The organism is Pararhodobacter sp. (assembly GCF_034676075.1).
Lineage (GTDB): Bacteria > Pseudomonadota > Alphaproteobacteria > Rhodobacterales > Rhodobacteraceae > Pararhodobacter.
In genome coordinates, this window is sequence record NZ_JAUCCQ010000001.1 from 172059 (window position 1) to 185922 (window position 13864).

At 69.6% G+C, this 13864-nt stretch carries 13 protein-coding genes and 1 riboswitch; of the genes, 8 read left to right on the forward strand and 5 right to left on the reverse strand.

Annotated features, from left to right (window positions below):
* Position 1: 1 nt before the first annotated feature.
* The 5 genes from VDQ18_RS00850 to VDQ18_RS00870 form a co-directional block, all read right to left on the reverse strand.
* A complete protein-coding gene (locus tag VDQ18_RS00850; RefSeq protein ID WP_323019146.1) occupies positions 2-1870 on the reverse strand; it encodes a nitric oxide reductase activation protein NorD in 1869 nt (622 codons plus the stop codon).
* Between the two features lie 4 nt (positions 1871-1874).
* Positions 1875-2669 (reverse strand): CbbQ/NirQ/NorQ/GpvN family protein, encoded by a 795-nt coding sequence (locus VDQ18_RS00855; RefSeq protein ID WP_323019244.1) that lies wholly within the window; start codon positions 2667-2669, stop codon positions 1875-1877.
* A 2-nt stretch (positions 2670-2671) separates the two neighbouring features.
* Complete coding sequence (locus VDQ18_RS00860) at positions 2672-4021, reverse strand: cbb3-type cytochrome c oxidase subunit I (protein ID WP_323019147.1); 1350 nt, start codon at positions 4019-4021, stop codon at positions 2672-2674.
* A gap of 11 nt (positions 4022-4032) precedes the next feature.
* Entirely contained in the window at positions 4033-4485 is a 453-nt protein-coding gene (locus tag VDQ18_RS00865; RefSeq protein WP_323019148.1) for a cytochrome c, read from the reverse strand.
* 118 nt (positions 4486-4603) lie between these two features.
* Positions 4604-5299 (reverse strand): Crp/Fnr family transcriptional regulator, encoded by a 696-nt coding sequence (locus VDQ18_RS00870; RefSeq protein WP_323019149.1) that lies wholly within the window; start codon positions 5297-5299, stop codon positions 4604-4606.
* 169 nt (positions 5300-5468) lie between these two features.
* Here VDQ18_RS00870 and VDQ18_RS00875 point away from each other — a divergent pair, with 169 nt between their 5' ends.
* The 8 genes from VDQ18_RS00875 to VDQ18_RS00910 all read left to right on the forward strand — a co-directional run bounded on the left by VDQ18_RS00875 (position 5469) and on the right by VDQ18_RS00910 (position 13863).
* A complete protein-coding gene (locus VDQ18_RS00875) occupies positions 5469-5912 on the forward strand; it encodes a pseudoazurin (protein ID WP_323019150.1) in 444 nt (147 codons plus the stop codon).
* Between the two features lie 50 nt (positions 5913-5962).
* Positions 5963-7168, forward strand: a complete 1206-nt coding sequence (gene nirK / locus VDQ18_RS00880; protein ID WP_323019151.1) for a copper-containing nitrite reductase — start codon at positions 5963-5965, stop codon at positions 7166-7168.
* Positions 7169-7190: 22 nt separating this feature from the next.
* Positions 7191-7937, forward strand: a complete 747-nt coding sequence (locus VDQ18_RS00885) for a formylglycine-generating enzyme family protein (RefSeq protein WP_323019152.1) — start codon at positions 7191-7193, stop codon at positions 7935-7937.
* Positions 7938-8024: 87 nt separating this feature from the next.
* Positions 8025-8242, forward strand: a riboswitch (cobalamin riboswitch).
* Between the two features lie 130 nt (positions 8243-8372).
* Entirely contained in the window at positions 8373-10223 is a 1851-nt protein-coding gene (locus tag VDQ18_RS00890) for a TonB-dependent receptor plug domain-containing protein (protein ID WP_323019153.1), read from the forward strand.
* Positions 10198-11058 (forward strand): ABC transporter substrate-binding protein, encoded by an 861-nt coding sequence (locus VDQ18_RS00895; protein WP_323019154.1) that lies wholly within the window; start codon positions 10198-10200, stop codon positions 11056-11058. The genes VDQ18_RS00890 and VDQ18_RS00895 overlap by 26 nt, the downstream gene beginning before the upstream one ends.
* Positions 11055-12044, forward strand: a complete 990-nt coding sequence (locus tag VDQ18_RS00900; protein ID WP_323019155.1) for an iron ABC transporter permease — start codon at positions 11055-11057, stop codon at positions 12042-12044. The genes VDQ18_RS00895 and VDQ18_RS00900 overlap by 4 nt, the downstream gene beginning before the upstream one ends.
* 8 nt (positions 12045-12052) lie before the next feature.
* Positions 12053-13063 (forward strand): DUF6925 family protein, encoded by a 1011-nt coding sequence (locus VDQ18_RS00905; RefSeq protein ID WP_323019156.1) that lies wholly within the window; start codon positions 12053-12055, stop codon positions 13061-13063.
* Positions 13060-13863 (forward strand): ABC transporter ATP-binding protein, encoded by an 804-nt coding sequence (locus VDQ18_RS00910; RefSeq protein WP_323019157.1) that lies wholly within the window; start codon positions 13060-13062, stop codon positions 13861-13863. Before VDQ18_RS00905 ends, VDQ18_RS00910 begins: the two co-directional genes overlap by 4 nt.
* Position 13864 lies beyond the last annotated feature (1 nt).

Consider the following 13864-nt stretch of genomic DNA (forward strand, 5'->3'; position numbering starts at 1 on the left):
GTCAGGTCTCCTGCGTGAGGTGGCGATAAATGTCGGGAAGGGCGCGGGTCAGGCGGCCGGGATCGGGCAGCAGGGTGAAGCCGCCACGGCCGAAGATACGGGGAAACCAATCCTGCCCGTCCTCGTCGATGACCACGCCATGCAGGGCGAGCCCCGCGCGCCGCGCCTCGCGCACGGCCATGCGGCTGTCCTCGATCCCGTGCTGGCCCTCGTAATGGTCAAGGTCGTTGGGCTTGCCATCGGTCAGCACGATCAACAGCCGCCGCGCAGCGGTCTCCTGCTGCAGTTGGGCCGAGACGTGGCGGATCGCGGCGCCGAGGCGGGTGTAATGCCCGGGCCTCAGACCACCGATCCGGGCCCGGGTCTGTGGGCCGACCGGATCGGCGAAATCCTTGACGCGGCTCAGGAATACCCGGTCGCGGCGCAAAGAGGAAAAGCCCCAGATCCCCAGCCGGTCGCCAGCGGCCTCGATGCCCTCGGCCATCGCCGCCATGGCCTCCCGCGCGACCTCGATCACCGAGGTGTCGCCGATCGCGGCCTCGGTCGAGCGCGAGGTGTCGATGAGGAACGCGACGCTCAGATCGCGTTCGACCTGCCGCGCGGCCTGCCAGATGCGGTCCGAGCCCCGCCCGGTGGCGCGCAGGTCGGTCTGCGCGGTCAGCAACGCGTCGAGGTCGAGTTCCGCGCCCTCCACCTGACGCGGTTGCAGCAGGCGGCGCGGGCGCAGGGCCTCGAACTGGCGGCGGACCTCGCGGATGCGGCGGGGATTGCCGTGATAGGCCGCGTTCTCCTCAGCCGGGGCGTCGAGAACGCGGACATGATCGGGCATGTAGCTGCGCGCGCGGTGGTTCCATTCGGGATAGGTATGGGTGCCGGAAAGCCGCTCGTGATCGGCATCGGCGGGCGACAGGTCCAGATGCAGCCTGAGCCGCGTCGCCGCCTTGCGGTCGTTGCGCGAGAGCGTCAGGCGGTCCTGATCGTCGGCGGCCTTTGCGGCGTTCTCGTCGTCATCGTCATCGACGGAGCGATTGACGTTCAGCGCCTCGACCCAGCTAAGGATCGCCTCGAAACGGTGGACGATGAAACTGTCGCGCCGGTTCGCTTGGTCCAGATCGCGGCGCTGGCCGAACTTGCGCTTGGTGACGGCGGCCGAGGGGGCGGGACCGGGCTCGGCCTCGGGTTCCGGGGCGGCATCGCCCTTGCCGGGGCGGGTCCAATGCAGCCAAAGGGGCACCGGCGCGAAGGGCAGATGCCCGCGCGAGGGCGGCGGGGGCTTGGCCAGAGGGTCGGTGTTGAGCGCCGCCTGCAGCAGGGCCTCGACCGCGCGTTCGGAGCCGGGGCCGGGCGCGGGGCGCTGCGCCAGAGCCAGCGGCAGCATCCGGCGATGCGCCTCGCGCAGGCCGGGACAGGCGGCGAGCACGGCGCGGGTGGCAGCGGTATTGGTGGCGATCTGGGCGAGGTCGGCCTCGGGCCCCCTTTCGGGCAGCGTTTCGGGCGCCTGACCCAGCGCGGCCATCGCCGTGAGCCAGAGATAGCAGGCGCGGTTGAGCCCGGCCTCGGGGAAAGCGTCGATAGTGGGCGGAAGCGCAAGCCGCTCGCCATCGAACCGCGCACGGGTCTCAGTGTCGCGCCCGGCGGCCAGTTTGCGGGTCAGGCTGGGGCGATGGGCGATCGCGGTCTCCGGCGCCTCGACCAGTTCGACCGCGGCCGCGCCGCCCAAAGCCCGGAATAGCAGCGCCAGCGAGGGGCGGACCGTGGCCAGCGTCACCCCGGCCCCGGGGTAATGCGGTGCGGTGCCGAGACCCTGGGCGAGACCGTGCCAGATCTCGCCCACGGTTTCTTCCGGCGCCATCAGGTCGAGGATGCGCATCCCGTCACCCGTAGATCGTGGCGACGACATCGCGCAGCGCGCGCTGCACATCCGCCTCGTCCGACATCGGCTCGATGATCGCCGCGTCGATGGCCTGCATCACCCCCATGCCGCTGGCCATCAGCGTGGCGGCATAGATCAGGAGGCGGGTCGAGACGCCTTCCTCCAGATCCATCCCCGACAGCCGCCGGATCGCACCGCCCAGCCGGACCAGCGGCGCGACGCGCCCGGCCTCCAGCCCGCTTTCGCGGGCAACGATGGCGATCTCGGCCTCGGGCTGCGGGAAGTCGAAACCGATCGACAGGAAGCGCTGCCGGGTCGAGGGTTTCAGCCGCTTCAGCACGTTCTGGTAGCCGGGGTTGTAGCTGGCCACGAGCATGAACGAACGGGGCGCGACCAGCTCCTCGCCGGTGCGGTCGATGACCAGCGTGCGGCGGGTGTCGGTCAGGGGGTGCAGGACCACGGTCACGTCCTTGCGGGCCTCGACCACCTCATCCAGGTAGCAGATCCCCCCTTCCCGCACGGCGCGGGTCAGGGGGCCATCGACCCAGACCGTCTCGCCGCCCTTGAGCAGGTAGCGCCCGATCAGGTCGGCGGCGGAGAGGTCGTCGTGGCAGGCGACGGTGTGCAGCGTCTTGCCCAGCCGCGCCGCCATATGCTCGACGAACCGGGTCTTGCCGCAGCCGGTCGGGCCTTTCAGCAGCAAGGGCAGGCCCTTGGCATGGGCGGTTTCGAACAGGGCGCATTCGCGCCCTGTCTCCTGATAGAACGGCAGCCGGGGGGTGTCCTGGATACCCATGGTCATTCCCCCGCCACCGGCTGGGCGCTGCCCGGCGCGATGATCTCGTGACGACGGGCAACCAGCAGGGCGTAGATCAGCACCAGCGCACCCGTAACCACCGCCACGCCCGAGCCGAAGCGCATCAGGTAGAACAGCGAGAGCCCGTCCTGCACGCTCATGAAATCATCGCCCAGCACGCGCTGCATATGGGTCTGGATCGTCCCCGCGAAGGTCAGGGTGAAGGTCATGAAGGCCATGCCGCCGGTCATCAGCCAGAAGGCGCCCATGTTAATCACCTGGTTATAGGGATCGCGGTTGCGAAGGATCGGCATCGCATAGGTGAACATCGCCAGGTTCAGCGCGACATAGGCGCCATAGAAGGCGAGGTGCCCGTGCGCGGCGGTGATCTGCGTGCCGTGGGTATAGAAGTTCACCCCGTGCAGCGTATGCAGGAAACCCCAGACCCCGGCGCCGAAGAAGGCCACGGTCGACGACCCCAGCGACCACAGCAAAGCGGCCTTGTTCGGGTGGTTGCGACGGCCCTTCCAGACCATCACGAAGGCGAAGGACATCATCAGGAAGAAGGGCACGACCTCGAAGGTCGAGAAGATCGAGCCGATCCATTGCCAGTAGCCCGGCGTGCCGATCCAGTAATAATGGTGCCCGGTGCCCAGGATGCCCGAGATCAGCGCCGTGGCGACGATGATATAGAGCCATTTCTCCACCACCTCGCGGTCGACGCCGGTCAGCTTCAGCATCAGGAAGGCGAGGATCGCGGCCATCACCAGCTCCCAGGTCGCCTCGACCCAGAGGTGGACGACGAACCACCAGTACATCTTGTCGAGGCCCAGGTTCTCGGGGTTGATGATGGCGAAGACCCAGAGCAGCGACAGAAGCCACAGCCCCATCAGCAAGACGTTGGTGATCGCCGTCTTGCGGCCCGCCAGCGCGGTCATCGTGATGTTGAAGAGGAAGATCAGCGCCGCCACCAGGATGCCGAACTTGACCCAGAGGGGCTGTTCCAGGAACTCGCGCCCGCCGTGGATGCCGACCAGATAGCTTCCCACCGCGCCCAGCGTGCCGATGACCAGAATGGCCAGCTGCAGATAGGCCAGTTTCGCGGAATAGAGGTCGCGCTCGGCTTCCTCGGGCACCAGGAAATAGGCCGCGCCGAAGAAGCCCAGCAGCAGCCAGACCACCAGCGCGTTGGTGTGGATCATGCGGACGATGTTGAAGGGCAGGATCTCGGACAGGAAGTTGGGCGAGACATAGATCCAGCCGGCGAGCAGCCCGCCCAGCAACTGGATCGCGAAGAGGGCCAGCGCCACGAGGAAATAGGCATAGGCCACTTTCTGAGTTTGGTATTTCATGGGTTTTCTCCTCAGCCCGCGTCGTTGGGCGGCCAGCCCTGGGTGTCCATCTGGTCGGCCCACCGCAGGAATTCCGACAGGGCGCGGGTCTCCTCGGGCGTCAGGTGGAATTGCGGCATCTGGCGGCGACCCTCGATGCCCGAGGGCTGAGCCTGCATCCAGGCGTCGAGCACCTCATAGGCGGCCTCGGGATCGTCCAGCACGCCCCAGCGGGTCATGACATTGCCGACCTCGGGCGCGAAATAGGCGCCTTCGCCGTGCAGGCTGTGACAATTGATGCAGGAATTACGCTCCCATACCTCCTTGCCGAGCGCGACCTCGGGGGTCAGCGGCATCGAGGCGGTGGAGGTGTTGACGATGTATCGGTGGCTCTGGACTGCGAGCACGCCGAACACCGCCACGAAGAATATGGATCCCCCGTAAAAGATGTTCCGTGCCCGCGTCTTGGTCAGGATCTCTGCCATGCTCGGGTCTCCAGGATGGTCACTCAGGACCCCCGGGATAACCTGCGTCCGCAGGGCAGGTTTTGCGCAAACGCAAACTTTGGCGTGAAAGGCGGGCCTTGGCGCAAAAGGCGGGCGGTCAGCCCCGGTGCTGCGCGCAGGCCTCGAGCCGCGCGCGGTCCAGCACCGTGATCCGCCGGTGCTGCGACTGGACCACCCCCTCGCGCTGCCAGGCGCTGAGCAGGCGGCTCACCGTGTGCAGCGTCGTGCCGGTCATTTCCGACAGGTCCTGCCGGGTCAGGGGAAAGTCGATCTCGACCCCCGCTTCGGTCTGGCGGCCGGTCTGGGTGATCAGCCGCAGCAGGGCGGTGGCGATCCGCGCCTCGACATGCAGCGTCGCCAGTTCCTGCATCCGGCTCTGGATCTCGCCCAGACGCACGCCGACCGTGCGCGCCATGCTCAGGGTGAACCCCGGGTATTGCCGGGTGAAATCGTCCCACAGCGCCGTCGGCCAGCACAGCACGATGCATTCCGCCGCCGCCACGGCCCGGCCGGGATAGGTCTCGCGGCCGATGGCGCGGGCGATGCCGAACAACTGGCCCGCGGGGATGTGCAGGACGGTGATCTGTTCGCCCGATTCGGTGGTGCGCACCACGCGGATATAGCCGTCGAGCAGCAGGAAGAATCTGTCCGCCGGTTCACCTTCGCGAAAGATATCGGCGCCAATCTCGAACCGCCGCGATACCGCGCCGTCCAGGATCCGGCGGATATCGGTGCGCGACAGGCCGTCAAAGGGCGGCAGATGGGTCAGCAGGGATTCGTCAAGGCGTGGCAAGGGCTTCTCCGCTCCGATGCTGGCCGTCCCTTGTCCCTGTTCGGCGGGGCGGAGTCAAATTTCCCATCGCCCACAATAACAGTCGGACTTTGCGCTTGCTCAAAGAATCAGGCGCGGCCCGGCAGTACCAAGCCGCCATGACGACACCGCGAACCAAAGGATGTTACAGATGAAACGGACCGCCATGACCGCCACCACGACCGCCCTCGTGCTGATGCTGGGCCTTGCCGGCGCGGGTTACGCCGAGACCCATCAGGTGCAGATGCTGAACCGGGGCGAGGCCGGGCCGATGGTCTTCGAACCCGCCTTCCTGCGCGTTGCCCCCGGCGACACCGTGCACTTCGTCGCCACCGACCGCGGGCACAACGCGGAATCGATCGACGGCATGATCCCCGCGGGCGCCGAGGCCTTCACCAGCCGCGTCGGCCAGGAGCTGGAGGTCACGCTGGACACCGAAGGCGTCTACGGCGTGCGCTGCACCCCGCATTTCGCCATGGGCATGGTGATGACCATCGTCGTGGGCGAGGCCAGCGCCGCGCCCGAGGATTTCCTGGCCGGGCGCATCCCGCCCCGGGCCCGCGAACGCTTCGAGGCCCAGCTGGGCAACCTCTGACCTCCCCGATTTTCCCGTTGATGCCAAGACTTACAGACTAGGAGGACATGATGTCCAAGCTGATCAACCCCGGCCTTCTTCCCACCAGCCGCCGCGGCATCCTGCGCGGCTCGATGCTGGCCGGTGCCGCCGCCTGGGCGGGCGGTGCCGCGCTTGCCGGTCCCGCGCAAGCCAAACGCGGCGCCCTGCCCCGAGTCCCCTCGCTGCAAAAAAGCGGCGAGGCCGTACCCGAGGCCGCGAGCCCCGCGGTGGATCTGAGCGGCTACACCCGCGTGCGTCAGGAACTGGTCGCGCCCCCCTTCGCGCCCGAGCATGAGCAGGTCGCCACCGGCGGGCCGAAAATCGTCGAGATCACGCTGGAGACCGAAGAGCGCCTGATCACCATCGACGAGGATACCGGCGCCGAGATCTGGGCGCTGACCTACAACGGTTCCGTCCCCGGTCCGCTGATCATCGTCCACGAAGGCGATATGGTCGAGCTGACCATCCGCAACCCCGCCAGCAGCATGATGGAGCACAACATCGACTTCCACGCCTCGACCGGGGCGCTGGGGGGCGGGGCGCTGACCCATGTCTTCCCGGGCGAGGAAGCGGTCCTGCGCTGGAAGGCCACGAAACCCGGCTGCTTCACGTACCATTGCGCGCCGGGCGGGGCGATGATCCCCTATCACGTCTGCCACGGCATGAACGGCGCCGTCATGGTGCTGCCGCGTGAGGGGCTGAAAGACCGCGACGGCAATCTGCTGAGCTATGACAAGATCTTCTACATCGGCGAGCAGGATTTCTACCTGCCGGTGGATGAGGACGGCACCTACAAGACCTATGCCGCCGCGGGCGACGATTACGCCGATTCGATCGAGGCGATGCGCAGCCTGACGCCGACGCACAGCGTCTTCAACGGCGCGGTCGGTGCCCTGACCGGGGAGAATGCGCTGCGTGCCAATGTCGGTGAGACGGTGCTGATGGTCCATAACCAGGCCAACCGCGACAGCCGCCCCCACCTGATCGGCGGACACGGGAACTACGTCTGGGAAAGCTCGTTCTCGGATCCGCCCCTGACCGGGATGGAGACCTGGTTCGTGCGCGGCGGCTCGGCCGTGGCGGTGATGTACACCTTCGAGCAGCCCGGCGTTTACGCCTACGTCAACCACAACCTGATCGAGGCCGCGATCCTCGGCGCCACGGCGCATGTGGTGGTCGAGGGGGCCTGGAACAACGAGCTGATGGAGCAGGTCGTGGCGCCGCGCGCCTTCTGACCCTTTGACCGGAGTCCCCGCCATGACCGCCGCCGCAATCCCTGCCCTGCCCGCCCGGCGCCCAGCGTCCCGGTTCGCCGCCGCGGGTCTGGCAGCTCTGGCGGCGGTCATCACCCTAGGGGCGGGCCTGATGCTGGCCCGCCCCGACCCGCTGCCCGGCCCGGAAATGGCGGCCGAGCCCGTCCTCCTGCCCGACGGCCACCGGCTTGCGGTGCAGCGTTTCGAGGTGACGGTTGCCGAATGGAACCGCTGCCATGCCGAAGGCGCCTGCGGTCTCGCCCTGCAGGCCCCGGCGGCGTTCGACCCCGCCACGACCCCGGCCACGGGCATCAACTATCTGGACGCGCAGGAATACCTCGCCTGGTTCAACCGGCGCAGCCGGGGCGGCTATCGGCTGCCCAGCTCGACCGAATGGCAGGCGATGGCGCAATCCGTGCTGCCCGAGGCCCCGGATCCGATTTTCACCGACCCCAACCTCCGCTGGGCCTCGGCCTATCTCTTGGAAAACAACGCGCCGCGCCGGCTGCGCGCGCAAGGCGCCTTCTCGACCACGGCCGAGGGGATTGCCGATCTCGATGGCAGCGTCTGGGAATGGACCTCGGACTGCGTGCAGGGCGCGGATGTGCCCGCCAACCGCTGCGCCGCCTTCTATGTCGGCGGCGAGCATCTGGCGACGCTCTCCTATCTGGTCCGCGACCCGGCGCGCGGCGGCTGCGCCGTCGGCACACCCCCGGCGCATCTGGGCCTGCGGCTGGTCCGCGACCTCTAGCCTCACCCCCGACAATCGCCGCCGCCAGCCATCGCAGACAAGCCCCGCCTGGCGCGAGCATCGCTTGACCTTGGTCGAACCGCGATGCTACCCAAAGGGTGTTCCGGTTCCTGCGCGGTGTCACCGTGCAGGACGCAAGAAGGGAACCCGGTGCGTGCCCCGCCATGGGGCGCTATTCCGGGACTGCCCCCGCAACTGTGAGCGGCGAGTGCGGTCGGATATGCCACTGGGGCGCCAGCCCCGGGAAGGCCCGGCCAAGCGATGACCCGCGAGTCAGGAGACCTGCCGGCACATCACCCTGTTCCGGGCGCGGAGGGCGCCAGGGCAACGGCCATGCCGTCGCGGTGAATTTCACCCGCGGCGGTCTCATCACCCCGCACATCGTTGTTTCGACGGCACCCTTTCCGGGTGTCTGCGCATCCGTTCGGGGGTTCCATGCGCCTATTGCCTTCCCTTGTCTCCACCCTGGCCCTGGTGGCGGGTCCTGCCAGCGCGCAGACCTATTACGACCTCGGCACGCTGATCCTCAGCGCCGGCCTGACGCCCATCGAGGAAGACAGCCTCGGCCGCGCCCTGACCCTTGTCACCGGCGAGGAGATCGAGGAACGCGGCCTGACCACCGTGCAGGAGGCGCTGCGCGCGCTGCCCGGTGTGGCGGTCAGCGGCTCGGGCGACAGCTTCACCCAAGTGCGCATGCGCGGGGCCGAGGCCAATCACACACTGATCCTGATCGACGGGATCGAGGCCGCGGGCGGGGATGGCGAATACATCCTCAGCGGGCTGGAAACCGCGATGATCGAACGGATCGAGGTCCTGCGCGGACCGCAATCGGTGGCCTATGGCTCGAATGCCTCGGCCGGTGTCATCAACATCGTCACCCGCCGCGCCACGCCCGGGCTGACGCGCGAGGTCTCGGTGGAGACCGGCGCGGCGCATCGGGCCTCGGGCTTCCTGGGCTGGCGCGGCGAGCGGGGCGGGCTGTCGCTGGCGCTCTCGCATCTCGACGACCTCGGCTACGACAATTCCGGCAGCGGCGGCGAGCGGGACGGCATCCGCCGCCGCACCGCGATCCTGTCGGGCGATTACGCGCTGAGCGACGATCTGAGCGTCGATGTCACCCTGCGCCGGTCGCGCGAGCAGTACGATTACGACGCAACCGACTGGATGGCGACCGACTGGCGGGGCTATGTGGTCGATGATCCGACCCTCTTCAGCGACCGCGACGAGCGGACCGCCGGGCTGGGCCTGACCTATGAACAGGCGGGCGGGCGGCTGGTGCATCGGCTCTCGCTGGCGACGACCCGCAACAGCCAGAGCAACAGCGGCGGTACCCCGACCGAGACGCGGACCGACGCCGTGCATTACCGGCTGAGCTATGGCCTCGACGGCGCGCCAGTCGACAGCGCCGCGCATCTTCTGACCGCGATGCTGGAATGGGAGCGGGATTCGAGCAGCTCGAACCCGCTCTATGACCGGGCCAGCACCTCTTACGCGTTGGAATACCGGGGGGAATTCGGCGGGCTCTCCTTGCAGATGGGTGCGCGCTACGACGACAACCGGGTGTTCGAGGATGCGACGACCTGGACGCTGGCCGCAAGCCATGACCTCGGTGGCGGCTGGCGGCTGCATGGCTCGGCCGGGACCGGCGTGGTGAACCCGAGCTATTTCGAGCTCTATGCCGCAGCCTTCGGCTATGTCGGCAACCCCAATCTGCGGCCGGAACGCAACCGCTCGGTCGATCTGGGGCTGGAGATGCCGCTGGGACGTGAGGGCGTCCTGGATGTCACGCTCTTCCGCGAGGTGATGACCGACGAGATCACCGCCATCTCGACCGGCCCCGGCAGCTGGAGCTACATCAATCAGAGCGGCGACAGCCTGCGGCATGGGGTGGAGGTGAGCGGGCGGACGCAGCTGACCGACCGGCTGGGGCTGCGGATGACCTATACCTGGCTCCGGGCGGAGAACCCCGACGGCAGCGTCGAAATCCGCCGCCCGCGGCATGAGCTGTCCCTGGGCGCGACCTGGGGCTTCGCGCAGGGTCGCGGCCGTGTCAGCGCCGATCTGCGCCATGTGCGGGGCAATTGGGATACCCAGTTCTGGGGCACCAATCCCACGGTCGAACTACCCGCCTACACCACTGTCGATCTGGCCGCGCAATACGACCTGACCGACCGGGTGACGCTGGTCGGGCGGGTGGCGAACCTGTTCGACGCCGCGGTGATGGATGTCTGGGGTTATGCAGGACGGGGGCGGTCGGCCTATGTCGGTCTTCGCGCGCGTTTCTGAGGGGCTGGCCCCTGTGCTGGCGCTGGCCCTCTGGGCTGGCGTCGGGTCCGCGCAGACGGCGCCACCCGCGCGGGTCGTGTCGATGAACCTCTGCACCGATCAACTGGCGCTGATGCTGGCGGCGCCGGGGCAACTGATCTCGGTCAGCTATCTGGCGCATGACGGCGCCGTCGCCCCGCTGCGGGAGGCGGCGCGCGCGCTGCCCGCCAATCGGGGTCTGGCCGAGGAGATCTATCTCCTCGACCCCGACCTCGTGCTGGCCGGACGCTATTCGACCGTGGCCACGGTGGCGATGCTCAACCGCCTCGGCGTGCCGGTGATCCGCTTCGAACCCGAGGCGAGCCTCGACGATATCGAGGGCGCGCTGGCGCATATGGGCAGCGCGCTGGGGCGCGAGGCCGAGGCGCAGGCGCTGATCGCCGGGTTCCGCGCCGACCGTGCCCGGCTGGCCGCGTTTCTGCGCGACGCCCGCGCCGGGACCGAGGGACCGCGCGCGGTCCTCTATTCAGCGCGGGGCTGGACCGGCGGGTCTCAGACCCTTTCGGGTGACATCCTGCGGGCCGCGGGGCTGCGCAATCTGGCGGATGAACTGGGCTTTGTCTGGGGCGGCATGCTGGGGCTGGAGGCGCTGCTGATGGCCGATCCCGACCGGCTGATCCTCGGCAGCGATACACAGGCAGGCTGGTCCGAAGCGCGCGCGCTGCTGCGCCACCCGGCGCTTCGGCAGAGCCGCGCCTACCGGGCCGGGGTCGCGACCAACGACCGCGACTGGGTCTGCGGCACGCCGCATGTCCTCGCCGCCATCGCCCGGCTGATCGAGGAGACGGCGCCATGAGCCGCCTCCTGATCCCCGGCCTCGTGATCCTGGTGAGCCTGCTGTTCCTCGCCTCGTTGCTGATCGGCCCGGCGGCGGTGCCGTTCCGCGACAGCCTGTCGGCGCTGATCCTGGGCGACGGCGGGCCGATGACGTTGGTGATGCGCGAATTGCGCCTGCCGCGCGCGGTACTGGCAGCAGCGATCGGCGCCGGGCTCGGGCTGTCGGGCGCGGTGATGCAGGGCTATCTGCGCAACCCGCTGGCGGAACCGGGCCTTCTGGGCGTCTCGGGCGCGGCCGCGCTCGGCGCCGTGCTGGCACTGCAGACCGGTCTTGCCGCGGCGCTGGTCCTGGCCCTGCCGCTCGCCGGCCTCGCCGGAGCCTTCCTGGCGGTCCTGATGCTGGCCTTGCTGGCCGGTCCCGCCGGCGGGGCGCTGACGCTGATCCTGGCCGGGATCGGCGTCTCGGCGCTATCGGGGGCGGCGCTGGCCCTGGTCCTGAACCTGTCGCCCGATCCCTTCGCCGCGCAGGAGATCGTCTTCTGGCTGATGGGCTCGCTCGCCGACCGTTCCTGGAGCCATGTCGCCCTTGCCCTGCCCTTCATCACGCTGGGGTCCGCGCTGCTGCTCAGCCAGTCGCGCGCGCTCTCTGCCCTGACGCTGGGCGAGGATGCGGCGGCCACGCTGGGCGTCGACCTCGGGCGCCTCCGCCTCGCGGTCCTTCTGGGCACCGCCGCCGTGGTCGGCGCGGCCACTGCCGTCGCCGGGGCCATCGGCTTCATCGGCCTGATGGTGCCGCATGTCCTGCGCCGCGCCACGCGGGGCGATCCGGCCCGGCTGCTGCCGGTCTCGGCGCTGGGGGGCGCGGCGCTGCTGCTCGCCGCCGATATCGCCGTGCGGCTGATCCTGCCGGGGCGCGATCTGAAACTGGGGGTGCTGCTGGCGATCCTCGGCGCGCCCTTCTTCCTGATGCTCATCCTGCGCACCCGTTTCGCGCAAAACGCCTGAGGTCCGCCATGAACCTGACCACGACGCTCGCGCTGCTCGAACGCCATCTCGCCGATCCCGGCAGCGGCTGGTCGATGGGCTCGTTCGGCGCCATCGCCGAGTTCCGCCACGATCCCGGCGAGGCCGCGCGGACCGAGCCCCTTGGCCGCGCCACCGACCGCGGCGGCATCCGCCTGTCACTGCCCCCTGAGCTGCAGCCGGTGGCCTGCGAGACGCTCTCGCCCCGCGCCGGGCGCTGGGGGCAGGCGCTGATGATGTGCCTGCCGACCGAGGCCGCCGCCATGTCGCGGCGTGCGGTCCTGACCGAGCTTGGCCCCGACCGTGACGCCCTGCGCCCCGAGGATCGCGGAGCGGTGCTCTTCGACATGGGGCTCGCCCAGCCGCAGGTCGATTTCTGCATCCGCACCGCCGATCCCGCCCTGCTGGCCCGGCTGCGCGCCGCCGCCGGGCAATCGCTGATGACACCTGACAACCCGGCGATGGCCGCGATCCTGCGGGCGCATCCGCATCGCGTGGCCCTGACGCGACTGGGCCGGATCGAGGTGTTCCAGAAGATCGGCGGGCCCGATACCGGCGGCGTGTCGCCCCCCGGACCCCATACCCATGTCCTGCCCCGGCTTCTGCGCGGCGGGCGGACGCATTCGGCCAATCAGGCGATCCCGCCGGGCCTCGTCCCCTGTGCCGGGCTCCATCCCCCTAGCCCCTTCAGCGATGGCGAGGGCCACGAGAAACCCTACGATCCCGAGGCCGCCCGCGCCTGGGCCTGGCTTTACGACCGCTTCGGCCCCGCGGATCTGGTGCTTCTGAAAGCAGAGCTGATGCAGCATCTGCGGGCGGGCGTCGCCCCCGAGGTCCTGATCCTGCCCGAGGGCCGTGACCAACGCCGCACCCTGCGGGTGGGCCTCAGACAGGCCGCGCGCGAGGGCGGGGTCGATGCCGATCTGCTGGCGCGCTGGTCGCTGATGCACGACGGCGGGGTCGAGGCGCCCGAGGACACGCCCGAGAGGCTGGGACATTGACTGCACCCCTCCTCGACCTGCGGGATCTGGCCGTCACCCGGCACGGGCGGGCGCTGTTGTCCGGCGCCTCGCTGAGCCTGCGGCGCGGTGAATGCGTCGGGCTGATCGGGCCGAACGGCGCGGGCAAGACCACGTTGCTGCGCGCGGCTCTGGGGTTGATCCGCCACTCCGGCCATTCCTCGCTGGCCGCGATGCCCGCCGCGGCCCGCGCGCGCCATGCAGGCTTCCTGCCGCAGACCCGCGCTGTTGCCTGGCCGATGCCGGTCCGCGACCTGGTGGCGTTGGGCTTGCTGCCGCACCGGGGGCCGGGCGCCGCCACACCTGCCAGCGCGGCCCGCCGGGTCGAGGCGGTTCTCGATGCGCTGGATCTCTCCGCCCTCGCCGACAGGTCGGCGACCGACCTCTCGGGCGGGGAGCTCGCGCGGGTGCTGCTGGCGCGGGTGCTGGTACAGGACACGCCTCTGATCCTGGCCGACGAGCCTGCGGCCGGGCTCGATCCGGCGCAGCAGATCGCCCTGATGCAGCGGCTGCGGCAGCTGGCCGAGGGCGGGCGCGGCATCCTGGTCTCGCTGCACGATCTGGGCCACGCCGCGCGCTTCTGCACCCGGCTGGTGGTGATGCAGGGCGGCCGGATCGTCGCCGACGGCGCGCCGGACGCCGTGCTGACCGAAACCTGCCTCGCCAATGTCTTCGGCCTGCGCGCGGGTTTCATCGACACGGCGGAGGGGCGGTTTCTGCTGCCCTACGCCCTTGCTCATCGGGGGGCCGACCGCGCCCCTGCCCCGCTGCCCGGAGCCTGAC

Bases quoted from the DNA above. Each gene is read 5' to 3' on its own strand.
- VDQ18_RS00890 (WP_323019153.1), top strand. From the start codon at position 8,373: ATGCGCCTATTGCCTTCCCTTGTCTCCACCCTGGCCCTGGTGGCGGGT.
- VDQ18_RS00895 (WP_323019154.1), top strand. From the start codon at position 10,198: ATGTCGGTCTTCGCGCGCGTTTCTGAGGGGCTGGCCCCTGTGCTGGCG.
- VDQ18_RS00885 (WP_323019152.1), top strand. From the start codon at position 7,191: ATGACCGCCGCCGCAATCCCTGCCCTGCCCGCCCGGCGCCCAGCGTCC.
- VDQ18_RS00855 (WP_323019244.1), bottom strand. From the start codon at position 2,669: ATGGGTATCCAGGACACCCCCCGGCTGCCGTTCTATCAGGAGACAGGG.
- VDQ18_RS00860 (WP_323019147.1), bottom strand. From the start codon at position 4,021: ATGAAATACCAAACTCAGAAAGTGGCCTATGCCTATTTCCTCGTGGCG.
- VDQ18_RS00905 (WP_323019156.1), top strand. From the start codon at position 12,053: ATGAACCTGACCACGACGCTCGCGCTGCTCGAACGCCATCTCGCCGAT.
- VDQ18_RS00850 (WP_323019146.1), bottom strand. From the start codon at position 1,870: ATGCGCATCCTCGACCTGATGGCGCCGGAAGAAACCGTGGGCGAGATC.
- VDQ18_RS00865 (WP_323019148.1), bottom strand. From the start codon at position 4,485: ATGGCAGAGATCCTGACCAAGACGCGGGCACGGAACATCTTTTACGGG.
- VDQ18_RS00900 (WP_323019155.1), top strand. From the start codon at position 11,055: ATGAGCCGCCTCCTGATCCCCGGCCTCGTGATCCTGGTGAGCCTGCTG.
- VDQ18_RS00875 (WP_323019150.1), top strand. From the start codon at position 5,469: ATGAAACGGACCGCCATGACCGCCACCACGACCGCCCTCGTGCTGATG.
- nirK (WP_323019151.1), top strand. From the start codon at position 5,963: ATGTCCAAGCTGATCAACCCCGGCCTTCTTCCCACCAGCCGCCGCGGC.